General features: G+C 43.6%; 21 protein-coding genes. 12 read left to right on the plus strand and 9 right to left on the minus strand.

Going from position 1 to position 25870, the window contains the following annotated elements; all coding sequences use genetic code 11:
* Positions 1-84: 84 nt before the first annotated feature.
* Entirely contained in the window at positions 85-813 is a 729-nt protein-coding gene (locus DWW10_RS06960; protein WP_118421289.1) for a GntR family transcriptional regulator, read from the plus strand.
* 177 nt (positions 814-990) lie between these two features.
* On the opposite strand, the gene nadD is transcribed toward DWW10_RS06960, so the two are convergent.
* From nadD to DWW10_RS06990, 6 genes are all read right to left on the minus strand, one after another.
* Entirely contained in the window at positions 991-1566 is a 576-nt protein-coding gene (nadD, locus tag DWW10_RS06965; RefSeq protein WP_022392676.1) for a nicotinate (nicotinamide) nucleotide adenylyltransferase, read from the minus strand.
* On the minus strand, positions 1563-1766 hold the full coding sequence (locus DWW10_RS06970) for a hypothetical protein (protein ID WP_022210860.1): 204 nt from the start codon (positions 1764-1766) through the stop codon (positions 1563-1565). The genes nadD and DWW10_RS06970 overlap by 4 nt, the downstream gene beginning before the upstream one ends.
* An 11-nt stretch (positions 1767-1777) precedes the next feature.
* On the minus strand, positions 1778-2341 hold the full coding sequence (gene gmk, locus DWW10_RS06975) for a guanylate kinase (protein ID WP_022210861.1): 564 nt from the start codon (positions 2339-2341) through the stop codon (positions 1778-1780).
* A 13-nt stretch (positions 2342-2354) separates the two neighbouring features.
* A complete protein-coding gene (locus DWW10_RS06980; RefSeq protein ID WP_007214898.1) occupies positions 2355-3233 on the minus strand; it encodes a YicC/YloC family endoribonuclease in 879 nt (292 codons plus the stop codon).
* Positions 3234-3315: 82 nt separating this feature from the next.
* Positions 3316-4245, minus strand: a complete 930-nt coding sequence (locus DWW10_RS06985; RefSeq protein ID WP_022392675.1) for a DUF3137 domain-containing protein — start codon at positions 4243-4245, stop codon at positions 3316-3318.
* Between the two features lie 11 nt (positions 4246-4256).
* On the minus strand, positions 4257-4808 hold the full coding sequence (locus tag DWW10_RS06990; protein ID WP_118421266.1) for a LemA family protein: 552 nt from the start codon (positions 4806-4808) through the stop codon (positions 4257-4259).
* Positions 4809-5011: 203 nt separating this feature from the next.
* Here DWW10_RS06990 and tsaB point away from each other — a divergent pair, with 203 nt between their 5' ends.
* From tsaB to DWW10_RS07030, 8 genes are all read left to right on the plus strand, one after another.
* Positions 5012-5704, plus strand: a complete 693-nt coding sequence (gene tsaB, locus DWW10_RS06995; RefSeq protein WP_022392673.1) for a tRNA (adenosine(37)-N6)-threonylcarbamoyltransferase complex dimerization subunit type 1 TsaB — start codon at positions 5012-5014, stop codon at positions 5702-5704.
* Positions 5705-5707: 3 nt separating this feature from the next.
* A complete protein-coding gene (locus DWW10_RS07000) occupies positions 5708-6328 on the plus strand; it encodes a DUF4290 domain-containing protein (RefSeq protein ID WP_007214902.1) in 621 nt (206 codons plus the stop codon).
* Between the two features lie 89 nt (positions 6329-6417).
* On the plus strand, positions 6418-7722 hold the full coding sequence (gene murA / locus DWW10_RS07005) for a UDP-N-acetylglucosamine 1-carboxyvinyltransferase (protein ID WP_022392672.1): 1305 nt from the start codon (positions 6418-6420) through the stop codon (positions 7720-7722).
* 42 nt (positions 7723-7764) lie between these two features.
* Positions 7765-8301 carry a ribosome maturation factor RimM gene (gene rimM / locus DWW10_RS07010; RefSeq protein WP_007214904.1) on the plus strand — a complete coding sequence of 179 codons (537 nt, stop codon included), beginning with the start codon at positions 7765-7767 and terminating at the stop codon, positions 8299-8301.
* A gap of 39 nt (positions 8302-8340) precedes the next feature.
* A complete protein-coding gene (locus tag DWW10_RS07015; protein ID WP_007214905.1) occupies positions 8341-9201 on the plus strand; it encodes a M23 family metallopeptidase in 861 nt (286 codons plus the stop codon).
* 11 nt (positions 9202-9212) lie between these two features.
* Positions 9213-10364: a 1-deoxy-D-xylulose-5-phosphate reductoisomerase gene (locus DWW10_RS07020; protein WP_007214906.1), complete on the plus strand. Its 1152-nt coding sequence runs from the start codon at positions 9213-9215 to the stop codon at positions 10362-10364.
* 97 nt (positions 10365-10461) lie between these two features.
* A complete protein-coding gene (gene rseP / locus DWW10_RS07025) occupies positions 10462-11796 on the plus strand; it encodes an RIP metalloprotease RseP (protein ID WP_022392671.1) in 1335 nt (444 codons plus the stop codon).
* A gap of 141 nt (positions 11797-11937) precedes the next feature.
* A complete protein-coding gene (locus DWW10_RS07030; RefSeq protein ID WP_022392670.1) occupies positions 11938-12519 on the plus strand; it encodes a hypothetical protein in 582 nt (193 codons plus the stop codon).
* Between the two features lie 94 nt (positions 12520-12613).
* Here DWW10_RS07030 and DWW10_RS07035 read toward each other — a convergent pair whose 3' ends face one another.
* Positions 12614-13513 (minus strand): diaminopimelate dehydrogenase, encoded by a 900-nt coding sequence (locus tag DWW10_RS07035; protein ID WP_022392669.1) that lies wholly within the window; start codon positions 13511-13513, stop codon positions 12614-12616.
* Positions 13514-13764: 251 nt separating this feature from the next.
* On the opposite strand from DWW10_RS07035, the gene ruvA reads away from it, so the two are divergent.
* From ruvA to DWW10_RS07050, 3 genes are all read left to right on the plus strand, one after another.
* Positions 13765-14370 carry a Holliday junction branch migration protein RuvA gene (gene ruvA, locus DWW10_RS07040; protein WP_022392668.1) on the plus strand — a complete coding sequence of 202 codons (606 nt, stop codon included), beginning with the start codon at positions 13765-13767 and terminating at the stop codon, positions 14368-14370.
* Positions 14371-14559: 189 nt separating this feature from the next.
* A complete protein-coding gene (sov, locus tag DWW10_RS07045) occupies positions 14560-22014 on the plus strand; it encodes a T9SS outer membrane translocon Sov/SprA (RefSeq protein ID WP_118421265.1) in 7455 nt (2484 codons plus the stop codon).
* Between the two features lie 69 nt (positions 22015-22083).
* The gene (locus DWW10_RS07050; protein ID WP_118421264.1) at positions 22084-23085 is read left to right on the plus strand and encodes a DUF3843 family protein; all 1002 of its coding nucleotides are present in this window, start codon (positions 22084-22086) and stop codon (positions 23083-23085) included.
* A 71-nt stretch (positions 23086-23156) separates the two neighbouring features.
* On the opposite strand, the gene DWW10_RS07055 is transcribed toward DWW10_RS07050, so the two are convergent.
* Together DWW10_RS07055 and gdhA are read right to left on the minus strand one after the other, a co-directional pair.
* Positions 23157-24317: a M24 family metallopeptidase gene (locus tag DWW10_RS07055; RefSeq protein WP_022392665.1), complete on the minus strand. Its 1161-nt coding sequence runs from the start codon at positions 24315-24317 to the stop codon at positions 23157-23159.
* A 214-nt stretch (positions 24318-24531) separates the two neighbouring features.
* Positions 24532-25869: an NADP-specific glutamate dehydrogenase gene (gene gdhA / locus DWW10_RS07060; RefSeq protein ID WP_022392664.1), complete on the minus strand. Its 1338-nt coding sequence runs from the start codon at positions 25867-25869 to the stop codon at positions 24532-24534.
* Between the last annotated feature and the right edge of the window lies 1 nt (position 25870).

Consider the following 25870-nt stretch of genomic DNA (forward strand, 5'->3'; position numbering starts at 1 on the left):
TTAAAATAAAAGGATATTTGGATTTTTTTCTAAAAAAAAGAATTACCTTTGCATTATCAAAGAATGAAAGAACAAGAAATGAGCATGAAATTAGATCCAAATTCAGAAAAACCACTTCATATTCAAGCTGAAGAAGTTCTAAGAAAACTTATTGAATCAGAAGAGTACAAGAACGGGAAGTTACTTCCAAATGAGGTTTTATTGTCTGAACAATTAAACATATCAAGAAACACTCTTCGTCAAGCCATCAATAAACTTGTTTTTGAAGGACTGCTTGTTAGAAAAAAAGGCCATGGTACAAGGGTAGTAAAAAAAGGTATTGTAGGAGGTGTCAAAAACTGGCTAAGCTTCTCACAAGAGATGAAAATGCTGGGAATTGAAATCAAAAACTTCGAATTGCATGTCAGTTTCAAAAAACCTTCCGAAGAAATATGCACCTTCTTCGAAATAGATTCTGACAAGGGAACTAAATGCATGGTATTGGAAAGAGTACGAGGCAATAAAGAATACCCATTTGTTTCCTTCATTTCTTATTTCAATCCAAATATTCCACTGACAGGCGATGAAGATTTTACCCAACCTCTTTACGGAATGCTCGAAAACAAATATAATATCATAGTAAAAACCAGCAAAGAAGAAGTTACTGCACGTTTGGCGGGAGAATTTATCGCAGAAAAACTGGATATAAAATCCAGCGACCCTATATTAATAAGGAAAAGATTTGTTTATGATATCAATGGAATACCTATAGAATACAATATAGGCTATTATCGAGCAGACAGCTTCACCTATACTATAGAAGCCGAAAGATAAAAATATACACAAGTACTTATCATGACCTTTACGAAACACCAAATTCCAGCGGTGAAAACAAAGGAGCTACTCCATACACGCGTCCTGCCATGCAGAAAAAGGATATACATGCCGAGTCCGTACGCTTGAAATGGTAAAGTTCCGCCCCAGTAAAACCTTTAAAAAGTACGTGAAACATCAAATGGAACTGGAGCGAATAGACAAAAAGGCCTCGTAGACCGCCGGATGGAGGAAGTAACGAACATCTTTCCCTTCCTCCATCGCCCGGCGAATAAAGGTAGAACTGATTTCAAAAGTAGGAGAAGAAGCTACTTTTACATTCTCCGAAAGGGAATCGGAAGAAACCGGATAATCGGGACGGGGATATACGAGAATATGATTTTCAGCAAGAATACGTTCCGACTGATACCAGCGGGGAAAAAGCGCCCAATTGTCCGAACCAATAATCAAATGAAATTCCCGGTCGGGATAGGTTTCTTTCAGTTTATCCAGTGTATGGATGGTATAGGACGGACGGGGCAGATTAAACTCAATATCAGAAGCTTTAAACTTGGGATACCCCGCAATGGCAAGTTGAACCAACTTCAAACGGAAGGTATCATCCATCAATTCATCTTCTTCCTTCAACGGATTATGCGGGGTTACGAGAAACCACACTTCATCCAGCCCTTCATATTCGCAAAGATAATTGGCAAGGGCAAGATGTCCGATGTGAACCGGATTGAAGGAGCCGCTGAAGATACCCGTTTTCATTCTTTTGTTTTCATACGTTTCCAGCAAGTATAAACATTGATGCAACTTGAAAGCAATACTAATGTCATACCAAGAACGATTGTCCATTGGCTATAATACAACGCCATCAGACCTGACACCAAAGATATAAGTGCCAGGAGTGTGTTGAGAATCAACAATGACTTGTTCTGTTTAGGAGAAACAGGTTTCGGCTGATACATGACAGACCTTATTATTTCGATAAAAACTCTGTAATTACCTGCAAAGCTTCCGCCTTCGCCTGCTCCAAATCATCATTTACAATGACTTTATCGAACTTAGGTGCAAACGTCAGTTCATATTCCGCCTTAGCAACGCGGGCTTCTATCACTTCGGGAGCATCCGTTCCACGTCCTACCAGACGTTTACGAAGTTCCTCTACCGAAGGAGGCTGAATGAACACCGACAGAGCACGGTCGCCATAAAACTTTTTTATATTGCAGCCACCTACAACGTCCACATCAAAAACCACATTTTGTCCGGCAGCCAACTGAGCTTCTACCTGAGACTTCAATGTACCGTAGTAACGGTCTTTATACACTTCTTCATATTCCAGAAACTCGTCATTGGCAATGCGGGTACGGAATTCTTCGGGAGAAAGAAAGAAGTACTCCACTCCATGCTGTTCTGTTCCGCGTGGCGGACGACTGGTAGCAGAACAAGAAAAAGCCAGATTCAGGTTCTGCTCCAACAAATAGTTGATAATGGTTGATTTCCCTGACCCGGAAGGGGCTGAGAATATAATAAGTTTAGCCATATTGAAATAGTAATTACATCACGTTCAATACCTGTTCTTTGATTTGTTCCAGCTCATCCTTCATCTGCACTACAATCTTCTGCATCTCAGCATGATTGGACTTGCTTCCCAACGTATTGATTTCACGTCCCATTTCCTGGGCAATGAAACCCAATTTTTTACCTTGCCCGCTTCCATCCTCCATAGTATTAATGAAGTATTTCAAGTGGTTGCTCAGGCGTTGTTTTTCTTCGTTTATATCCAGTTTCTCAATGTAATAGATGAGTTCCTGTTCCAGACGGTTCTTGTCATAGTCCACGCTGATGGTCTTTTCCAAAGCATCCGTGATGCGTTCTTTGATTTTCTCTACACGCTCTTTTTCATACGGATCAACAGAAGTCAGCAACTTGGCAATATTAGAAATCTTTTCGCGGAACTTCTTCTCTAAAGCCGCGCCTTCCTGTATACGGAAATCAACCAGATTTTGGATAGCCTGAAGCACAGTGGCATGAACAGCTTTCCATTCTTCCTCGCTCAGTTCCTGAATATCGTTCTTTGTCATCACGTCCGGCATGCGGAGCAAAGTAGAGAACCAATCTTCGGGTGCAGGGATACCGGTAGTTTCGGAGATGGTGCGAATCCGCTCGTAATACGCCACTACCACATCCTGGTTAATGGGAGTAATAAGTTCACAGGCATCTTTTTTATCAATCCACAGACTGAAATCCACTTTACCACGTTCCAGTGCCTTAGCAATTTCGTTACGGATTTCTATTTCTTTTTCCCGGTAGAGGGGAGCGATGCGGGTTGACAGATCCATCGCTTTACTATTGAGCGATTTGATTTCTACATTGATTTTCTTATCGGACAGTTCAGCGGTCGCTTTACCGTATCCGGTCATGGATTGTATCATAAGATTCTTTAGTTTTCCGCAAAATTACATGAATATTTTCATTAGTGAAAATTATTCAAGAAATAAGTGATGTGTTTATCGCTTACTCTTTACTCCAAATACGTGTGTTCAAGTTTAGTTCATCTACAATTTCCAGTAAGGATTGGAGCACTGCAAAGTCCGATTTAAGGATGCTCATATCGTTCAAAGAACTCCACACATCTGCTTCAAACCGGTTCTTTGAATCCGGAATGGCGACCAGAATCGTAGAATTCCGGAAACTGATGGTAACTCCTTTCTTGAAATTGCTGTCCAACTTCAACATTCTTTCCATCATGGAAGGGGTAATCAGATAGCGGGCCTCAATCTGGTTCGTGGAAAAGACATCAAAGACTTTTTCAAAATCGGGATTTTCCATTTTCACTCTCGAAGCTCCCATCTTAATCTTGAAAAAGCTGTCCCGCAAAACGGTCGTTTCTCCCTGAAATTCTTTATGAAAGTCAGCAATGAAAAGAAATCCTTTGAAAATATCTTCCCAATAATACTGCACTCCATTCTTGGTAGAACGAGCCCTGCGCTCTTCAGCATGTACTTCCGAACAGATAAAGCTGGTTTTATCCAGACATCCTTCTATCAAATCTTCGGCATGATAACGGTCGGGAGAAGTAAACAGTCCGCTATTTCTAAAAAGATCCTCACTCACTCCGTCATTCGGAGAATAGGTCGCATTCGGACAAAAGGCATGGATTATTTCATCTACCACTTCTTCTTTATAAAAAGAGGAGAATATTTTCGACTTATTATTGATACAAGTAATAAAGATGATTACAGAAATAACAACAATAACTATCGGACCAAAGATCCCTTCCAATTTAAGTATTAGCAAAGCAATCACTCCTACTACCAGAAAAATAGCAGCATAAATCAAACCCTCTGAACGTCCTTTTCTCAGGAGTTCCTTACGCTTATTTTCCAGAACTTGCAATGTGGGGGCCAGCTTCTGCGCCAGAGAGTCAAAATCTACATAATCCATTGCCGGCTATTTTATGAATTGAATAAGTTTTTTACATCCGGAGTTGCACGTTCTGCTTCCGGAATTGTCAGCACCGCTTTTCTTGTAAAGCCAAACATACCTGCCAACAGATTTGTAGGGAAAGTCTGGACGGCATTATTGTAATCGGTTACAGAAGCATTGTAAGTGCGGCGGGCAGCAGCCAACTGTTCTTCCGTTTCATTGAGCGAACGCTGCAATTGCAGGAAATTTTCAGAAGCTTTTAGTTCGGGATAGTTCTCCGCCACTGCAAAGAATTGAGTGCGCACTTTAGAAAACATTTTGTCAAAGTCCGCCTTTTCGCTGCCATTAAGAGAAGCATAAGTCTTGTTGCGCATTTCCGTTATTGCAGCAAATGTATCAGCTTCATGCTTGGCATATTGCTGAACGGTTGCAACCAGATTGGGGATCAAATCGAAGCGACGTTTCAACATGACATCGATAGTGGAAAAAGCATTTTCTATCTGATTTCTCTTTCTCACCAATGAGTTGTACATCGAAATCACCACCAAAATAAAAAGTACAATAATAATAGCTACAATCATAATTACAGATACAACGACCTCCTTGTGCCGGTTATTTTATGTTAATGAATTCAGTATTTATTCCTAAAATCAGATAGCAAAGATAGAAATAATCTAAAAACCTGCCAATTATGCCGCAAGAAAGATACCGAACCCTTTTTGGATTCGCTTGTGTATCTGAAAATAAACCTGTAAATTTGCCACAATTAAACTAACAAAAGACTATGTCGTGTATCTTGCATATTGAAACGTCCACCTCGGCATGCTCCGTTGCTGTGAGTGAAGATGGACAAAATGTATTTAACAAAGAAGATCTGAACGGCCCGTCTCATGCCGCTCTGCTGGGAGTATTTATAGACGAAGCGCTGTCGTTTGCCGACAGTCATGCCATGCCGATTGATGCAGTGGCGGTGAGTTGCGGACCGGGTTCTTACACCGGACTACGCATCGGCGTATCTATGGCGAAAGGGGTTTGTTACGGACGTAATATTCCGCTGATCGGTCTTCCGACATTGAAGGTGCAATGCGTGCCGGTATTGCTTTATCATGATGAATTGCCCGAAGACGCATTGCTATGCCCGATGATCGATGCACGCCGCATGGAGGTATATGCTGCTATCTACGACCGTGCCCTGAAGCCTGTGCGCGACATAGCCGCTGACATTGTAGACGAAAACTCTTATACGGAATTTCTGGATCAACATCCCGTCTATTTCTTTGGAGACGGGGCAGCCAAGTGCAAAGAAAAAATAACTCATCCCAATGCGCACTTCATTGACGATATTCGCCCGCTGGCAAAGATGATGTTCCCACTTGCAGAAAAAGCAATAGCCGAAAACGACTTTAAGGATGTAGCTTATTTTGAACCATTCTACCTGAAAGAGTTTGTAGCTTCCCAACCGAAAAAACTTTTATAATATATGCAATATAACACTCAACAAAAGCGGATGCCTTTGCCGGAATACGGACGCAGCATCCAAAACATGGTTGACCACGCGTTGACAATCGAAGACCGCGCTGAACGCCAACGTTGCGCAAACACCATTATCAACATCATGGGTAATATGTTCCCGCATCTGCGTGATGTACCCGATTTTAAACATAAATTATGGGATCATCTGGCTATCATGTCCGACTTCAAACTGGACATTGATTATCCTTATGAAATTATCCGCAAAGATAATTTGAATACCCGTCCGGAAGTGATCCCCTATCCCAGTACAAAAATTCGTTACCGCCACTACGGCCGTACACTGGAAGTATTGATAAAGAAAGCAATTGACTTCCCCGAAGGAGATGAAAAGCAAAACCTGATAGCCCTGATCTGCAACCACATGAAGAAAGACTACATGACCTGGAACAAGGATACGGTAGACGACCGCAAAATTGCAGAAGATCTTAATGAATATTCGGGTGGCAAATTGCAGATGACGGATGACATCATCAAACTGATGGCTGAACGTATCAATCAGAACTACCGTCCGAAAGTAAACAATCAGAATAACCGGAGAGATAACCGGAATAATAAGAGAAAGTACTAATAGATTTATGATTTCAGATTTATGATTTATAAGCGGCAGATCCGTTCATAAATCATAAATTATAAATCATAAGTCATAAATCCCAATTTATGGCATCATTCGTAATTGAAGGAGGACACAGATTATCCGGCGAGATCCATCCGCAAGGCGCAAAAAACGAGGTATTGCAGATTATCTGCGCCACGCTGCTGACAGCCGAAGAGGTGACCGTACATAATATTCCGGACATACTGGACGTCAACAATCTCATTCAACTGATGCGTGATATGGGCGTTACGGTATCCAGAAAAGGGCTTGATAGGTATTGTTTCAAAGCTGAAAAGCTGGATTTGAGTTATCTGGAAAGTGATGAATTCCTGAAGAAATGTTCCAGTCTGCGAGGTTCGGTTATGTTAATCGGCCCGATGGTGGCACGCTTTCATAAAGCGATGATATCAAAACCGGGTGGTGACAAGATAGGACGCAGACGTCTAGATACTCACTTTATCGGTATACAGAATCTGGGTGCAGATTTTTCGTACAACGCAGAACGCGAAGCGTATGAGATTTCAGCTTGCGAACTGAAAGGCACCTACATGTTGCTGGACGAAGCTTCGGTTACCGGAACTGCCAACATCGTGATGGCAGCGGTACTGGCCAAAGGAACAACCACTATTTACAATGCTGCCTGCGAACCGTATCTGCAACAACTATGCAAGATGCTGAACCGCATGGGCGCCAAGATACAAGGCATTGCCTCCAATCTATTGACCATTGAAGGAGTGGACGAACTACACGGTACCGAACATACAATACTTCCCGATATGATTGAAGTCGGCAGTTTTATCGGTATGGCAGCCATGACGCAAAGTGAGCTCACCATCAAGAATGTTTCTTATGAAAACTTGGGCATCATCCCTGAAAGTTTCCGCCGTCTGGGCATCAAACTGGAACAACGGGGAGACGATATCTATGTACCTGCACAGGAAACGTATCAGATAGAGTCGTTCATAGATGGTTCTATCATGACTATTGCCGATGCTCCCTGGCCGGGACTGACGCCGGACTTGCTGAGTGTAATGCTCGTAGTTGCCACTCAGGCAAAAGGCAGCGTGCTTATCCATCAGAAGATGTTCGAGAGCCGCCTGTTCTTCGTGGACAAACTGATAGATATGGGAGCACAGATTATTCTTTGTGACCCTCACCGTGCCGTTGTCATTGGCCATAACCATGCCATGCGTCTGCGAGGCGGAAATATGACTTCACCTGATATTCGTGCCGGTATTGCATTGCTGATTGCCGCCATGAGTGCGGAAGGAAGCAGCCGTATCCACAACATTGAGCAAATAGACCGGGGGTATCAGGATATCGAAAGACGCCTGAATGCTATCGGAGCAAGAATTACGAGAATATGATATGGGATGGTGGAAGATGATTAAGAATGGTAGGATGATAAGATGATAAAAAGAGAAGATGTATATAAGATAGGAGTATTCAACAAACCGCACGGCATTCACGGTGAGTTGTCATTTACATTCACCGATGACATTTTTGACCGGGTGGAAGCTGAATACCTAATCTGCCTGTTGGATGGTATTTTCGTACCTTTCTTCCTGGAGGAATACCGTTTCCGCTCCGACTCCACTGCATTGGTAAAGCTGGAAGGAGTAGACACGGCGGAACGTGCACGGATGTTCACCAACGTGGAAGTTTATTTTCCCGCCAAACATGCCGAAGATGCCGGACCGGGAGAACTGACCTGGGATTTCTTCGTAGGTTTCCGCGTGGAAGAAGTTAACCACGGAGACCTAGGAGAAGTAACAGAGGTGGATACTGCAACCATCAACACCTTGTTTGTTGTTGATCATCAGGGAGAAGAGTTACTGATTCCTGCACAAGAAGAATTCATCCAGAACATTGACCAAAAGCACAAAGTAATCACTATGGATTTACCCGAAGGATTACTGGCTTTGGATGAAACAGAGGAAGTGTAAACAAGTGATTAGTGATAGAGTGATAAGTGATTAGCGCGTATGGTGAAAAAGAAACGACATAAAGCATTCTGGAGTAATATCAAATTCAAATATAAGCTGACTATCATCAACGAGAATACACTCGAAGAAGTAGTCGGTCTCCGTGTATCCAAGTTAAACGGCATCTCGGTATTACTTTCTGTGCTGACTGTTTTGTTTCTGGTTGCCTCAGTTATCATTGCTTTCACTCCGTTGCGTAACTACTTGCCGGGATATATGAACAGTGAGATCCGTGCCCAAGTGGTAGAGAATGCTTTACGAGTAGATTCACTTCAACAGTTGGTAGATCGCCAGAATTTGTATATCATGAATATACAGGATATTTTCAGTGGAACCATACGGGTAGATACTGTGCACAATATGGACTCACTGACTACTGTACGCGAAGATTCGTTGATGGAACGCACACAGCGGGAAGCGGAGTTCCGGAAACAATATGAAGAAACAGAAAAATATAATCTGACAAGCATTACAGCCCGCCCGGACATAGAAGGATTGATATTTTATCGTCCCACGCGAGGCATGATTACAGACAAATTTGATGCTGACAGAAAACATTACGGTACGGATATCGCCGCCAATCCCGGAGAGAGCGTACTTGCTACGCTGGATGGTACAGTTATCTTGAGTACTTATACGGCCGAAACAGGATATGTGATAGAAGTACAACATAATCAAGATTTTATATCCGTATATAAGCATTGCAGTTCCTTATTGAAACGTGAAGGAGACACTGTACAGGCCGGAGAGGCTATTGCCTTGGTAGGAAACAGCGGACAACTGACAACCGGTCCTCACCTGCACTTTGAGTTATGGCACAAAGGACGGGCGGTGAATCCGGAACAATATATTGTATTTTAAGTGATAGATAAATGAAAAAACAAATTGCTATACTCGGTTCTACCGGTTCCATAGGTACGCAGGCATTACAGGTGATTGAAGAACAATCCGACCAGTACGAAGCGTATGTGCTGACCGCCAACAACCGTGTAGAAGAACTTATTGCTCAGGCTCGGAAATTCAAGCCTGAAGCGGTAGTTATAGCCAACGAAACGAAATATGCCCAACTGAAAGAAGCCCTTGCCGACCTGCCTATCAAAGTATATGCAGGAACGGATGCTATCTGCCAGATTGTGGAAGACTCGGAAATTGACATCGTACTGACTGCGATGGTAGGTTATGCCGGACTGAAACCAACCATGAATGCTATTCGTGCCCGTAAACCCATCGCTCTTGCCAACAAGGAGACGCTTGTTGTGGCAGGTGAGCTGATTAACGATATGGCACGCCTATCCGGTACACCTATATTACCGGTAGATTCCGAACATTCAGCCGTTTTCCAATGTTTAGCGGGGGAACTCGGTAATCCAATAGAGAAGGTGATCCTTACGGCATCCGGTGGTCCGTTCCGCAATTGCACAATGGAACAACTGGCTACGGTAACCAAAGCCCAAGCCTTGAAACATCCTAATTGGGATATGGGGGCGAAGATCACGATTGATTCCGCTTCAATGATGAACAAAGGGTTCGAGGTGATAGAAGCAAAATGGTTATTCGGTGTACGTCCGGATCAGATTGAAGTGGTAGTACATCCGCAATCTATTATACATTCGATGGTGCAGTTTGAAGACGGTGCAGTAAAGGCACAATTGGGTATGCCGGATATGCGTCTGCCTATTCAGTATGCATTCTCTTATCCGCAACGCCTGAAGGCTTCATTTCCCCGGTTGGATTTCAAGATGTGCACAAACCTGACATTCGAACAACCGGATACGACTCGTTTCCGTAATCTGGCTTTGGCTTACGAAGCTTTGCATAAAGGTGGAAATATGCCTTGTATCGTGAATGCAGCCAATGAAGTGGTAGTTGCCGCTTTCCTGCGGGATGAGATTTCATTCCTCGGCATGAGTGATGTGATAGAGAAAGCAATGTCTATCGTATCGTTTGTGGCAAAACCGGAATATGAAGACTATGTAGCTACGGATGCGATGACACGCCGTATTGCACAAGAGTTGATAAAATAAAAATAGTACAGGTATTAAAGTATCTCAACTCCCTTCTTCCTCGGAGAAGAATAAGAATAGTAAATAGTAGTTAATAGTAAAATAGAAAAATTATTAGATGGAAACATTTTTGATTCGTGCCCTGCAACTCATTATGAGCCTTTCGTTGCTCGTTATCGTTCATGAGGGAGGGCACTTCCTCTTCGCCCGTCTTTTCAAGACACGGGTAGAAAAGTTTTGTTTGTTCTTCGACCCTTGGTTTACCCTGTTCAAGTTCAAGCCGAAAAATAGTGATACGGAATATGGTATTGGTTGGCTGCCGTTAGGTGGTTATGTAAAGATAGCAGGTATGATAGATGAGTCTATGGATACCGAACAGATGCAACAGCCAATACAACCGTGGGAGTTCCGGGCCAAACCGGCATGGCAACGGTTGTTAATCATGGTAGGTGGTGTATTGTTCAATTTCATATTGGCATTATTCATCTATTCTATGATACTTTTTACTTGGGGAGATGAATACGTACCGGTACAAAAAGCCCCGTTGGGTATGGAATTCAACGAAACGGCAAAAGCTATCGGTTTCCGTGACGGTGACGTACTTATATCTGCTGATGGTGTACCCTTTGAACGTTACGGTGGTGACATGCTGACAAGCGTTGTCGATGCCCGCCAGGTAACAGTACGCCGCGATGGGCAAGAGGTATCCGTTTATATTCCTGAGAATTTTATGGAGCGTCTGCTGGCTGACAGTGTACGTTTTGCCTCATTCCGCTATCCGTATGTTATTGATAGTATTTGTGCCAACCGTCCTGCTGCCCTTGCCGGACTGCAAGCAGGTGACAGTATTATGCAATTGGACGGAAAGAACATTGCTTATTTCGATTTCAAAGAAGAGATGTTACGCCGTCAGAAAGCGGATTCAGCTTCTCATTATATCACATTGACTTATGCACGTGCCGGAGTGATAGATACCATAACTTTTGCTACAGATTCAATCTATGAGATAGGTGCAGTGGTACGTACGGCAACCAATCAGTTACTGCCGGTTGTAAAGAAAGAATATAGTTTTCTGGCCTCTTTCCCCGCTGGTGCAGCATTGGGAGTACAAACTCTGAAAGGCTATGTAGGACAGATGAAATATCTCTTCTCTAAAGAAGGTGCCAAGCAATTGGGTGGCTTCGGAACTATCGGAAGCATCTTCCCTGCTACATGGGATTGGCATCAGTTCTGGTACATGACAGCGTTCCTTTCTATTATCCTCGCCTTCATGAATATTCTGCCTATTCCGGCACTGGATGGCGGACATGTACTATTCCTTATTTATGAGATTGTGGCTCGTCGCAAACCAAGTGATAAGTTTATGGAACGTGCGCAAATGGTGGGCATGTTCCTACTATTCGGATTGCTGCTTTGGGCAAACTTTAATGATATTCTGCGGTTCCTGTTCTAAGAGAACTTAACCACAGATGTAAACTGCATCAAAATAAAACTGACAATTTTATTTTGATGCAGTTCTTTTATATAGAATTTATTACTATCTTTGTCTATATCAAGACTATATAATCTAAAACTAAACACAAATATCAATATCATGAACAAGCTAATCTACCTATTATTTATTATTACATTTATATCTTGTAATAAGTCAGATGATTCTCCTGTCAGTGAATTTGCAGGTAACTATAAAATAGTTTCCATAATCTCCGAAAAAGCAGTAGACATGAACAATGATGGTATTGTATCAAATGATGTCTATTTAGAAATAATATCTCCTTACCACCTGAATAGTACCAAAATTATTGAAGATTATTACTCATTTGACTTCTATTATGCAGAAATGCGCCCTTTAAAATATCAGACGAACAATGCTCAGTTTGCAAATTTCAGTATTCCTTGCCAACACATAGAGTATACCTCCGATGGCTCTCCTTTTCTGGCATTCTATCTTCAGGAATTTATATTTTATACGTATGAGTTTACTGATGGCGACGAAGTGATTCTGACTTCTGATAGCGATCATGATAAACAATTTGGCTGTATCAATTCGATGAAAAGGACTGGAAAAGATACTTTCGTATTAAATATGAATATGAACTTATTCGACTTCAAAACGGAGAAATGGATAGATGCACCTATACAAATTGCTTATCAAAAAATACCTGATAAAGAATAAATATATAACCAGAAAAGAGAACTTTAGATTTACCTCAATAAAAAAGGATGACCAATATTACCTTGGCCATCCTTTTCTATATAATCGTATTTTCTTACACTAAGTGTCCGATCCACTCTTCACGATCTCCCGGCAGAAGATCAATAACCGGAACCTCTACCATAGTGTAACAACCTGGTTGTTGACGCATGGAAGCGCGAGCTACACAAACCAATACCTGAGCAGTAAGTGCAGGGTTATTAATGCGCATATTGAACTCAAACAATTGATTCTGAGTTTTACCGGAAACACCTTTACGAGTGAGGTTTACACCATGTCCCATGTCAAGCAAAGCATCTACGCTGGGAACTAATTTCACATGTGTCTCGTCATTCACAAAGTATGGATCTGCCTTGATGGCAGCAGCTACTTTATCAAACTCATAACCGTCTTTCAATTCAATGTAAACCATACGGCGGTGAATACCAGTTCCGGTAGGAATAGTCATGGAGAGAGCAGCCTTTACACCATCAATAGCTTTTACAGCTACTGTATGTCCCATACTCATTCCAGGACCAAAGTTTGTATAAGTAATTCCTTTCGGAGCAATAGCTTCCAACAGGGTACGTACGATAGAATCGCTTCCCGGATCCCAACCTGCAGAAATAATAGAAACTGCATTATGCTCTTTTGCAGAAGCAGACAGTGTGCGACGCAAATCTACAATACCGGTATGAATATCGAAGCTGTCAACCGTATTGATGCCAAGTGCAAGGATTTCTTTGGCATAAGTCTCTACACTGCGGGTTGGTGTACAAAGAATTGCAACATCAACGCCTTCCAATTCCTTGATATTCTTTACAACAGGGTATTCACTCAGTTCTGCGGGACGGTTTTCAGCTCCAGCACGGCGTACTACACCGGCAATTTCAAAGTCGGGAGCCGCTTGCAACGCTTCGAGCACGTATTGCCCGATATTGCCATAGCCAACAATGGCTGCTCTTACTTTTTTCATTCTTTTATTGAATTTATTTATCAGTTTTCTATTTTATCGGCACAAAAGTAATCATTTTCATTCAATTTAACCACAAAACGATTCAGTGTTCCACAGAGTTTTTTCTTTATTAAGACTTCTTTCAAACTTATGTACCTTCAATGACTTATCACTCTAAAACAATTTCCAAAGGAAAAAGTTCCCCGAAACTCTTCTGAGTCTGTAATGAAGAAACACAATATTCCTCGCTCGCGCGCGTTATAGTAAGTATTATGATAGAATACATCAGAGGCGGACTTGCCGAGCTCAGCCCGGCAACCGCAGTTATCGACTGTAACGGATTGGGATATGCCGTTAATATTTCATTAAATACGTATGCCGCCATCCAAGGCAAAAAAGAGTGTAAACTGTATATCTACGAGGCTATACGTGAGGATGCATACATCCTCTACGGCTTTGCAGATAAACAAGAGCGTGAATTATTCTTGTTGCTGATTTCCGTTTCGGGCATTGGCGGTAATACTGCACGAATGATACTTTCAGCACTTTCACCGGCAGAACTGGTGAATGTTATCAGTACTGAAAATGCCAATTTACTGAAGACAGTGAAAGGTATCGGATTAAAAACAGCCCAACGGGTGATTGTGGATTTGAAAGATAAAATCAAGACAGGTGCAGCAAGTGCAGGAAGTACGATAGGAAGTCTTGGCGGAATGTTATCTGCTGCTAATGCACAGGTGCAGGAAGAAGCCATTGCTGCATTGACAATGTTGGGATTTGCACAAGCACCATCACAAAAGGTAGTTTTGGCAATATTGAAAGAAGAGCCGGATGCACCGGTAGAGCAGGTTATTAAGTTGGCGCTGAAAAGACTTTAGTAAATGATAAGTGGCACAAGCAAAGGTTACCTGCCTGTTAATGTTCTCCGTTTAGTTTCACCTTGACTGAGTTATTCTCAAGCCTATGAGAATGTTTTCTCACAGGCTTGAGAATAAAATCTCACAGGTGTGAGAAAACATTCTCCCTACGGTGAGAATAAAAGAATTATTCTACCGAAAGATAAAAACATGAAGTCTCCTCGTATACGACATATCATCTGGTTATTGCTGCTGTGGTTCATGCCTGGCAGCTTTGTCGTTATGGGACAGAATGTAAATGGGGAGAGTGCACAAGAAGCAGAAAATGTACAGGATACAATAGCTCCGCGATATTCCGTTCGCAAGACCGTGCCGGGTACACTAAAAGACCTTTCTCCCCACCCTGCCGACCTGCAATCACCCATGAACCTGCGAACCGAGGCAGAATATGATGCAAAAACAGACAGATACTACATACGCACAAAATTAGGGAATACCGAAATCGGTGTACCGATGGTACTGACCCCCGAAGAATATCTGGATTGGACGTTGAAACAATCCATGCAATCTTATTATCGCCAAAAGAACGGAGAACAAATCGGCAAAGGAAAAGAGGCTTTTGACTTTATGGATATGAAGTTCAACCTTGGTCCGGCAGAGAAATTGTTCGGCCCCGGTGGGGTACAGATACGTACACAAGGTAATGCAGAGCTCAGCTTCGGCATGACGTACAAAAATGTGAAGAACCCCTCACTTCCGGAAAGTCAACGCAAAACACTCGGTTTTGACTTTGACGAAAAAATTAATATCAACGTCAATGGAAAAGTAGGTGACAAGGTGAATATGAATATGAACTACAACACCGATGCAACCTTTGATTTTGACACCAAACGGCTGAAACTGAAATATGAGGGAAAAGAAGATGAAATCATCAAACTGATTGAAGCCGGTAATGTGAGCATGTCCACCAATAACTCACTAATACGCGGGGCATCCGCACTGTTCGGTATTCGCACAGACCTGCAATTTGGCAAACTAAAGCTACAGGCTGTTATCAGCCAGCAAGAGAGTGAAGCCAAAACAGTGACAAGCCGCGGTGGTGCACAAACCACAACTTTCGACTTCTCCGCAGATAATTACGAAGAAAATCGTCACTTTTTTCTAGCCCATTATTTCCGGGATACTTATGACAAAAACCTGACCCAACTTCCAAACATCCTTTCGGGAGTTACAATTAACCGAATTGAAGTATGGGTAACCAATAAACGAAATAACTATGATAATCCCCGCAATATTGTAGCATTAACAGACCTCGGGGAAGCCTTTCATATTGGTAACAACACAGCTTGGCAAGGAACAGGAAATCCATCCAACCCTACTTCCAATGTCAATGCACCCACCAACAATGCCAATACCCTTTATGCGCAGATGACCAGTACCTATGCTGCTGCCCGCGACATCAGCCAAGTAAGCAACACCATGAACAATATTCCCGGTGTAGAGGGAGGTATGGATTATGAGAAGATTGAAAGTGCCCGGCTTCTCACTTCTTCGGAATATACTTTGAACAGTAAGCTAGGTTATATTTCACTAAAACAAACCCTGCAACCGGATGAAGTGTTGGCAGTCGCTTTTGAATACACACTGGGGGGACGGAGTTATCAGGTAGGTGAATTTTCTTCTGACATCAAAGAGACAGGACAAAGCTTATTTGTTAAACTATTGAAGAATACGGCTAACTCTCCCGATGCCGCCTGCTGGGATCTGATGATGAAAAACGTCTATAGCCTCAATGCCTACTCTGTTCAAAAGGAGAAGTTCCAGTTGAATATCACCTACCAAAGTGATACGACAGGTGTGTATCTACGTTATATTCCCGAAGGCAAGATTGCCAAAATGCCTCTATTACGCGTCATGAATCTCGACCGCCTCAATAGCCAGAATCAAACAGGTGCAGACGGTTTCTTCGACTTTGTAGAAGGCTATACTGTAACTGCTGCAGACGGACGTATTTATTTTCCGGTTGTAGAACCTTTCGGCAGTCATTTGCGAAAAGCAATCGGCAATGATGCACTGGCAGATAAATACGTATTTCAGGAACTCTATGACTCTACCCGTACTGTTGCCAGGCAAACTGCGGAGAAGAATAAATACCGATTGACGGGAGAATACCGTGCCTCCAATGCAAATGAAATACGATTGGGAGCCATGAATGTTCCGCAAGGGTCGGTACGTGTAACAGCTGGTGGTATGACGCTCGTTGAGAATTCCGACTACACAGTAGATTACACATTGGGAATAGTTACCATCCTCAACCAAAGCATCATAGATGCCGGCACAGCCATCAGTGTAAATCTGGAAAGCAACACACTTTACAGCATGCAGCGCAAAACGATGATGGGACTAAACTTCACTTATGATTTCTCGCAAAACTTCTCTTTCGGAGGAAGCATCATGCACCTCAGCGAAAAACCGCTGACGAGCAAAGTTGCAATGGGCGACGAACCCCTCTCCAACACTTTATGGGGGGTAAATGCCTCATGGAAGAAAGAGAGTCAATGGCTGACAAATATGATAGATAAGTTACCTTTTGTCAATGCCACCGTCCCCAGTAGTATCAATCTGGGTGTGGAATTCGCCCACCTCATTCCGGGACATGCCAAAGGACTGCAACAAAACGCTTCGTACATCGATGACTTTGAAAGCACGCAAAGTGGTATCGACCTCCGCCAGCCCTCATACTGGATGCTGGCAAGCACTCCCTACAGCCCTTCCGCCTCTGCCCTCTTTCCCGAAGCATCACTCAGTAATGATATAAACTATGGAAAAAATCGGGCATTACTGGCATGGTATCATATTGACGGACTTTTTACCCGACGCAATTCTTCGCTGACACCGACACACATCAAAAATGATCTCAACCAACTTAGTAATCACTACGTGCGCGAAGTATATGAACAAGAACTTTTTCCTAATAAGGAAACCCCTTATCAGGAGTCAGCCTCTATGAATGTACTGAACCTGGCATATTACCCGCAGGAACGGGGACCCTATAATCTCGATACGGATATGAATTCGGATGGTACTCTGCGTAATCCGGAGAAACGCTGGGGAGGTATGATGCGCAAATTGGATACAAGTGACTTTGAAGCTGCAAATATCGAGTATGTTTCATTCTGGCTACTCGATCCTTTCATCTATGCAGAAGATGGTACGCTTATTAAAAATACGACTTCTACCGCCCGCGGAGGTGACCTTTATATCAATCTTGGAGAAGTATCCGAAGATATATTGAAAGACGGCAAGAAATTTTTTGAAAATGGTCTGCCCATTGATGGAGATATGACAAAAACCGAAGAAACCGTCTGGGGACGTGTCCCCAGGGACCGTAGCGTAGTGTATGCCTTCGATAATACTTCCGGTGCACGCCGCCGCCAGGATGTCGGTCTGAACGGACTCTCCACAGAAGACGAACGTACTTTCTCCACGTATCAGAAATATCTGGAACGAGTACAAGGCATCGTTAATGCCGAAGCTTACCAGAAGTTATACAATGACCCGGCTGGTGACACTTATCACTATTTCCGGGGCAGTGATTACGACCGGGAGGAACGTAGTATCCTGGATCGTTACAAATACTACAACAATACCGAAGGCAACTCCACAGCCAGTGAAGACTCCCCGGAGCGATATGACATATCCTCAAAAACCGTGCCCGATGTAGAAGATATCAATCAGGACAATACACTGAACGAGACTGAGAAATATTTCCAATATCGTGTCCGCCTTGCTCCCACCGATCTGAAAGTAGGGCAAAACTATATCACCGACAAAAGAACAGTCAGCGTCCGCCTGCGCAACGGACAAACAGAAGAAGTGACCTGGTATCAGTTCAAAGTACCTGTACGCAGTGGCGAGGCAGTGGGAAGCATTAAAGATTTTAAATCCATCCGCTTCATGCGTATGTTCCTGACCGGATTTGAGAAACCCGTTGTACTACGCTTCGCCACACTCGAATTAGTACGTGGTGAATGGCGTACCTATACCGATGCCTTGAACAACACACAGCAAGGTGCTTCTACCACCAGTTCCGCTACATTGGATGTATCTGCCGTCAACATCGAAGAAAACGGTGACCGCACCCCGGTAAACTATGTGATGCCTCCGGGTATTTCCCGCGTCATCGATCCCGGACAACCGCAACTCCGTCAACAGAATGAACAAGCCATGAGCTTGAAGCTGGAAAAGTTGGCTCCCGGTGATGCCCGTGCCGTCTACAAAAATACCGGTATGGATATGAGGCAGTACAAACGTCTGCAAATGTTTGCCCATGCCGAAGCCTTACCCGATCTCAGTACTGACCCACAAGACGGTGAACTCTCCGTATTTATCCGTCTCGGTTCAGACTATCGTAGCAATTATTATGAATACGAAATTCCACTCACACTCACTCCCCACGGAGAATATAATGGAAGCACCGCTGCCGGTTGCCTTGCCGTCTGGCCTAAGTCAAATAATCTGGATATCGACCTCGGTGTGCTGACCAATGCAAAAAAGACGCGCAATCGCCTGAAGAATATTTCAAATAGTGGTGTAACCTATGCCAAAGTCTATTCCGAATACGATCCGGATAAGCCTGCTAACAAAATAAGTGTAATTGGTAATCCGTCGTTGGCAGAGGTAAAGACCCTGATGATCGGAGTTCGCAATAATTCTCGTACTGTCAAGTCGGCAGAAATCTGGGTAAACGAACTGCGTCTCACTGAATTCAATGAAGAAGGTGGTTGGGCTGCACAGGGCAATCTCAATGTGCAACTCTCTGATATAGGTAGCATCAATCTGGCCGGACACATGGAAACAGCCGGTTTCGGCGGATTGGAACAAAGTGTCAGTGAACGCCGTCTGGATGACTACTATCAATACAGCTTCACTACTACATTCGACCTTGGACGCTTCTTTCCCAAGAAAGCCAAACTGACTGCGCCCATTTATTTCTCCTACTCCAAAGAAGCCACCACGCCCAAGTACAATCCACTGGACAAAGATATGTTGTTGGATGATGCACTTGATGCCTGCACCACCGATTGGGAACGCGACTCACTGATGAATATAGCCCGTGAAATTACTACCTACCGTAATTTCAGCCTCAGCAATGCACGGCTGGGTATCACCAGTAAGAATCCCATGCCATACGATCCGGGAAACTTTACTTTCAGCTACTCCCGTTCCCTGCGTCATAATCAAGGCAGTACTACCGCCTATGAAAATGAAACAGACTGGCGTGCTGCTATGACTTATAACTACGCTCCCATATACCGTCCATGGGAACCTTTCAAAAGCATGGAAAACAAGTCTCCCTGGATGCGTTTTATTAAGGAACTCAATCTGAATTGGCTACCTCAAAGTATATCATTCAATACCGACATGACACGCCATTACTACGAACTGCAACTCCGTGACCTGGAAGCATTGACCTCCGGAACATCCGTGGGCAATGGAGACATCAGTATCGAAAGTATTCCAATCTCTGTAGCCAAAGAATTTCTCTGGAACCGTGACTTTGCCCTGCGCTGGGACCTGACAAAAAGCCTTCGCTTCAATTTCACCTCTGCTACCCACGCTGAAATTGTAGAGCCCTACGGCGTAGTGAATAAAGACCTTTATCCCGACGAATACACAGCCTGGAAGGATACTGTCCGCCGTAGCCTGCTCTCACTCGGCCGTCCCATCGACTTCCAGCAGACATTCAATGCTACCTATAAACTCCCATTTGATAAATTCCCCGCCACTGACTGGATCAGTGCAGATCTCCGCTTTGCTTCTTCCTATAACTGGGATCGTGGTGTCTCTTTATCCGAAGGCATAGAAATGGGAAATACTGTCAGCAACCAACGAAGTATCGATGTAAATTCCCGTTTCAATCTTGAAGCGTTATATAACAAGATCCCCTATCTGAAGCAAGTGAACCGTCGTTTCTCTGCCTCGTATCGCAAACCGACATCCCCCAAAGAACAGAAGCCACGTCGCTACGATAAAGAAATACAACTACGTGCAGATACCACCCTCACGATACAGCACAATATGAACTCCCGTCGTCCCAAAGTCAGTGCACTTACAGTCGACGGGCGTCGTTATCTTGTAAATTATAAAGTCCTAAGTGCCAATTCCCTCCGTATCGATACAAAAGATACGGCACGCATTAAACTTACGATCATTCCCGGGCCCAATCCGGAAGATGGCTGGTGGTATAAATTCGGGCAACATACCGCCCGCTTCGCTATGAGCGTGCGCAATTTCAGCTTTACGTACAAGAATACATATGCCATGACCCTTCCCGGCTTCCGTCCTGAAGTCGGTGACATGTTCGGACAAAAAAAACATGGTGGCTTCCTTGCTCCGGGAATAGATTTTGCTTTTGGTCTTACCGGAGATGGCTACATTGACCGTGCCCTACAAAACGATTGGCTTGTTTGTAATGACTCCATTGTCAGTCCGGCCAGCAGCAATGCTCTGGAAGACTTGCAACTACGTATTTCCCTGGAACCGATACGTGATCTCAAAATAGACCTCACTGCAAATCGTACCCGTAACCGCAGTCGCGAAATGCAATATATGTTCGCAGGCATGCCGGATACCCGCAGTGGCAATTTCTCTATGAGCATCATTTCTATCGGAAGTTCTTTCGAACGACACAGTGCCGGAGATGGCTACCGTTCCGGTACTTTCGAACGCTTCCGTCGCAACCTCGATGTTATCCGGGATCGTGTGGAAACTCAGTTCATTGGCGCACAATACCCACAAGGCAGCACCTTTGCCGGTAAGACATTCGATCCAGCCAACGGTACTATCAGCAAACATTCACCGGACGTAATGATACCTGCTTTCCTTGCCGCCTATACCGGAAGGAACGCCCGGAACTCAGCCCTCGACTTCTTCCCCAGCCTATTCTCCATGATGCCGAACTGGCGCATTACCTATACCGGACTCACCAAGATAGCCTGGTTCAAAAAGAATTTCCGCAGCGTCAATCTGAATCACGCCTACCGGAGCACATATAGTGTCGGCAGCTACAATACTTTCCAAAGTTTCATGAGCTATATGGGCGATCTTGGTTTTGTAGAAGATGTACAAACGGGAAATCCCATTCCTTCATCCCGTTTCGATATCAGCATGGTATCCATCAATGAGCAATTCTCTCCCCTCATTGGTATGGACGCCACTCTTAAAAATGGACTTACCGCCAAGGTAGAATATAAAACCAGCCGTATTCTGAATCTTAGTATGAGTGCCTGCCAACTGGTAGAAACAGCCTCACGTGACTTTGTAATCGGTTTGGGATACAAGATTGTAAACTTCAACTTATTCAGCCGCCGCAATGTAAAGGACAGTAAAAATCGTGTCAGCCATGATCTTGCTCTTCGCACCGACATATCATTCCGTAACCAGTCGGCCCTTTGCCGTGATATCCAACAAGGATTTGCCCAGGCTACCAATGGAAACAAAGCCCTTAAAATATCCTGTTCTGCAGACTACACCCTAAGTCGCCTCCTAACTTTACGCCTCTACTACGATCGCCAGCAAAATACCCCATTGATATCTTCCAGTTCGTACCCGGTTGTCAGTGCCGACTTCGGTTTCAGTATGAAATTCTCACTGACTCGGTAAATATATCCGACGGTAGGGGCACAAGTTCGAGGGAAAGCCCTATCTTTGTCCAATATAAAGTAAAACAACATGAAACAATCAAGAATTTACATGAAGCGTTGGTTAGCAGCTAACGAACGCAGTAAACAAGTTCCGACCGACACCTGGTATTTGCACTTCGCCAGTCAACTACTTCTTTTGATCGATCAATCTCCATTATACTGTAAAAAATCTGAAACGGAAAGAGTAGATGCTGCCATTTCATTAACTCTCTACTTCCAAGACTGCATAGCCCAATCAGGTGGGTGGAAAGAGTTTTCAGATGCATACTATGGACTGTATAAATCTTATCTGCCCTTCTATACGCTGACGGATGCATATACTCCTGATGAGATCAACGTAGAGGACTTGTCATTTGTACAATGGACACTCTTTTCCCGGTATGCCATTTTTGAGGAAGACGAAGTTATCGTCCAAAACCCTCATAACCCCGATTTATTGGCACTCAGCCAGGAAGCATATGATCTAATGGATGCTTCATTCGAAGAAGCACCTATTTGCGACGAACCTTCTTCTCCTATTTGGGTGATGGGATTGGATTTACTAGAAATGCCTCAAGTGCCATTACCCGAAATTAAACCGGGAATGCAACTCAAGAAAGATGTAGAAAATTGTCTGGCATACAGTAAAGGAGAACCACTATTGTATTTCTCTGCATATGACGAGCTATGTAAATTCTTTATAGAAGAACTGAAGTGGGAAAATAAAAATGAAAGCCTGCTACCCGAATTAAAAAATGAAAGAAACTTCGTAATCTATGCCAACGCCAAAGGTATGCTGATTGCCCCGAATGTTTCCTATTGTTTCTGCGATCCGCATAATCCAACATACAATGCAGCAAATGCTGCTGATAGAGGATTCAAATTATTCACTTATCCGGGAGCTTGTCCCTTCGATCTTGTAAAATATGGTATGGCTAAAGGATTGTTCCCTGATCTGCAACTCCCTTTCCCCGGTGGAAAAGAAGTATTGCATGATAACTGGGATTTCATTGCGCGGTACTTCTTGTGTGAATATTACGAAGGAGAATGAGAGTAATTACGAGTTATGAATTATGAATGGGCTGCGCAATCATAATTCATAATTCATAATTCATAATTATCCTACATTTCTATAATCTCTTCCTTGCACAGCGTCAATTTCTCTACCCCGTCCGCTGTTACTACCCAGGAATTCTCGATACCCAATGGACCGATACCTGGTAATACAATTTTCGGTTCGAGCGCAAATACCATGCCCGGTTCCAACTCCTGCTTCATACGTGGAGCAAGTACAGGAGCTTCATTGATTTCCAAACCAATGCCATGACCTATAAACTTCGCTTTCTGTCCGGCTCCCATAAAGTAATCAGCAAACCCGGCTTTAGTAACCATATCGATGGCTGTATTATAAAGATCTTCGCACACAGTCCCTGGTTTTGCTTTTTCTGTTACAGCTTCCTGTATTTCCAAGCAAGTTTGATGGGCAGCATAAGCTCTCTCCGGCAACTTACCAATAGAGAACACACGGCTCATATCACCCATATATCCATTGAAGTTTCCACCCATATCCACCATGAGACTCTGTCCGGGTTGCAACATTGCACCATTCGCACCAATAGGTATAGACGGATCAAGTCCTTCACCCCCTAAAGCAAAATCATAAGGTGCAGGAGCAGTAGCATTATCACCAGCCAACAGACTTCCCATAAATATCTCCATACTCTGACCAAAAGTCCGGAAAATCCCCAGACAACCTTCCAGGCGCATCAGACGTTCTATCTCAATAGACAACTGGCGGTCTGTCATTCCCGGTTGATACACCGAAGGAATTTGCTCATAAGCTTTTGTATGGGCAGCACCCGACCGACGGAACATCTCAATCTCAATATTCGTCTTGATACTGCGTGCCTTACGAATAATAGGTGTACCATTCACAACCGTCGCTTCCGGAAAGCAAGCTGCCAGACGGGTATATTCAGTATACGACAGTTCATCTCCCTCCAACATTAACTTCACAGGCAGGGGTAGTCCGCACTCCTTCAGTAATTCAGGTAACTGTTCCGGCTTACGGATAGGATGAATATGTTCCCCTTCAATATTATTAGGACGCTTGATAAATAAACGTGCCGGAGCATTCAGAGGCAGATAGAGATAACCGCTGACAACACGTCCATACGTATAGATTAAATTTACATTGCAAGTGATAAGAGCGGCATCAATCTCTTGTTGAGCCATCAAGGCGCGTATTTTATCGCGTCTCAGTTTCAATTCAGGTTGTAACATCTCTTTGTTATTTATAATTTCGAGATGCAAAGGTAAGAAAAAAACAGTGATTAGTGGTGAGTGATTAGTGATTAATACATAGCGCCCATACCCTGCACAGCATTAATCACTAATCACTCACCACCAATCACTATAAAAAAAGTACTGCCCTACGCCTTCACAGGCAGGGGCAGCACAAACCACAAATACAAATACAACTAAACAAAGTTTTCCTTTAAATAATTCCCTGACCCATCATAGCGTGAGCCACCTTCATGAAGCCTGCAATATTAGCTCCCTTCACGTAGTTGATGTAACCGTCAGGTTCTGTCCCATATTTTACGCATTGTGCATGAATGCCGTGCATAATTGCGTGCAGTTTCTCGTCCACTTCGGCAGCACTCCAACTGAGATGCATGGCGTTCTGTGACATTTCCAATCCGGAAGTAGCAACACCACCGGCATTGACAGCTTTACCCGGAGCATACATAATCTTATGTTCAATGAACAAATCGATTGCTTCCGGCGTACAGCCCATATTTGAGATTTCTCCTACACACATCACTTTATTTTCAATCAACTGACGGGCATCATCACCATTCAGTTCATTTTGCGTAGCACAAGGCAGTGCAATATCAGCTTTCACTTCCCAAGGACGTTTGCCGGCAACAAATGTAGAACCGGGGAATTCGTCTGCATACGGAGCCACGATGTCGTTGCCCGATGAACGGAGTTCAAGCATATAATCTATCTTTTCGCCACTGATACCATTCGGATCATAAATATATCCGTCCGGTCCGGAGATAGTAACTACTTTTGCGCCCAATTCGGTTGCTTTGGTAGCAGCACCCCAAGCCACATTTCCGAAACCGGAAACAGCAACGGTCTTACCCTTTATATCAATGCCTTTAGTCTCTAACATCTGGTTCACGAAGTACAATCCGCCGAAACCTGTAGCTTCAGGACGAATCAGAGAACCGCCAAATTCCAAACCTTTTCCGGTAAATGTACCGGTAAATTCACGCGTTAGCTTCTTATACATACCGAACATATAGCCCACTTCACGACCACCGACACCGATATCACCGGCTGGTACATCCATATCCGGACCAAGATGACGCCACAATTCCAGCATGAAAGCCTGGCAGAATCTCATAATTTCACCATCGCTCTTACCGCGTGGAGAGAAGTCGGAACCACCTTTACCACCACCCATAGGCAAAGTAGTCAGTGCATTTTTAAACGTCTGTTCAAATCCTAAGAATTTCAGGATAGAAAGATTTACAGAAGCATGGAAACGAATGCCGCCTTTGTACGGGCCAATGGCATTGTTGAATTGCACACGATAGCCAAGGTTGGTTTGTACATCACCTTTGTCGTCCACCCAAGTAACACGGAACGTAAAGATACGGTCGGGTTCAACCAAGCGTTCTATGATTTTAGCTTTCTCGAACTCTGGATGCTGGTTATAGATATCTTCGATGGAAAGAAGTACTTCCTTTACGGCTTGAAGATATTCAGACTCGCCGGGATGCTTTGCCTCTAAAGAGGACATAATTCGTTCGATATTCATA

Origin of the sequence: Bacteroides intestinalis (assembly GCF_003464595.1) — a bacterium.
Classification (GTDB): Bacteria; Bacteroidota; Bacteroidia; order Bacteroidales; family Bacteroidaceae; genus Bacteroides; species Bacteroides intestinalis_A.

Bases quoted from the DNA above. Each gene is read 5' to 3' on its own strand.
- DWW10_RS06990 (WP_118421266.1), bottom strand. From the start codon at position 4,808: ATGATTGTAGCTATTATTATTGTACTTTTTATTTTGGTGGTGATTTCG.
- gmk (WP_022210861.1), bottom strand. From the start codon at position 2,341: ATGGCTAAACTTATTATATTCTCAGCCCCTTCCGGGTCAGGGAAATCA.
- murA (WP_022392672.1), top strand. From the start codon at position 6,418: ATGGCATCATTCGTAATTGAAGGAGGACACAGATTATCCGGCGAGATC.
- tsaB (WP_022392673.1), top strand. From the start codon at position 5,012: ATGTCGTGTATCTTGCATATTGAAACGTCCACCTCGGCATGCTCCGTT.
- sov (WP_118421265.1), top strand. From the start codon at position 14,560: ATGAAGTCTCCTCGTATACGACATATCATCTGGTTATTGCTGCTGTGG.
- DWW10_RS07015 (WP_007214905.1), top strand. From the start codon at position 8,341: ATGGTGAAAAAGAAACGACATAAAGCATTCTGGAGTAATATCAAATTC.
- DWW10_RS06980 (WP_007214898.1), bottom strand. From the start codon at position 3,233: ATGATACAATCCATGACCGGATACGGTAAAGCGACCGCTGAACTGTCC.
- DWW10_RS07030 (WP_022392670.1), top strand. From the start codon at position 11,938: ATGAACAAGCTAATCTACCTATTATTTATTATTACATTTATATCTTGT.
- DWW10_RS07035 (WP_022392669.1), bottom strand. From the start codon at position 13,513: ATGAAAAAAGTAAGAGCAGCCATTGTTGGCTATGGCAATATCGGGCAA.
- DWW10_RS06985 (WP_022392675.1), bottom strand. From the start codon at position 4,245: ATGGATTATGTAGATTTTGACTCTCTGGCGCAGAAGCTGGCCCCCACA.
- DWW10_RS07055 (WP_022392665.1), bottom strand. From the start codon at position 24,317: ATGTTACAACCTGAATTGAAACTGAGACGCGATAAAATACGCGCCTTG.
- rseP (WP_022392671.1), top strand. From the start codon at position 10,462: ATGGAAACATTTTTGATTCGTGCCCTGCAACTCATTATGAGCCTTTCG.
- DWW10_RS06960 (WP_118421289.1), top strand. From the start codon at position 85: ATGAAATTAGATCCAAATTCAGAAAAACCACTTCATATTCAAGCTGAA.
- DWW10_RS06970 (WP_022210860.1), bottom strand. From the start codon at position 1,766: ATGTATCAGCCGAAACCTGTTTCTCCTAAACAGAACAAGTCATTGTTG.
- rimM (WP_007214904.1), top strand. From the start codon at position 7,765: ATGATAAAAAGAGAAGATGTATATAAGATAGGAGTATTCAACAAACCG.
- DWW10_RS07000 (WP_007214902.1), top strand. From the start codon at position 5,708: ATGCAATATAACACTCAACAAAAGCGGATGCCTTTGCCGGAATACGGA.
- gdhA (WP_022392664.1), bottom strand. From the start codon at position 25,869: ATGAATATCGAACGAATTATGTCCTCTTTAGAGGCAAAGCATCCCGGC.
- DWW10_RS07020 (WP_007214906.1), top strand. From the start codon at position 9,213: ATGAAAAAACAAATTGCTATACTCGGTTCTACCGGTTCCATAGGTACG.
- nadD (WP_022392676.1), bottom strand. From the start codon at position 1,566: ATGAAAACGGGTATCTTCAGCGGCTCCTTCAATCCGGTTCACATCGGA.
- ruvA (WP_022392668.1), top strand. From the start codon at position 13,765: ATGATAGAATACATCAGAGGCGGACTTGCCGAGCTCAGCCCGGCAACC.
- DWW10_RS07050 (WP_118421264.1), top strand. From the start codon at position 22,084: ATGAAACAATCAAGAATTTACATGAAGCGTTGGTTAGCAGCTAACGAA.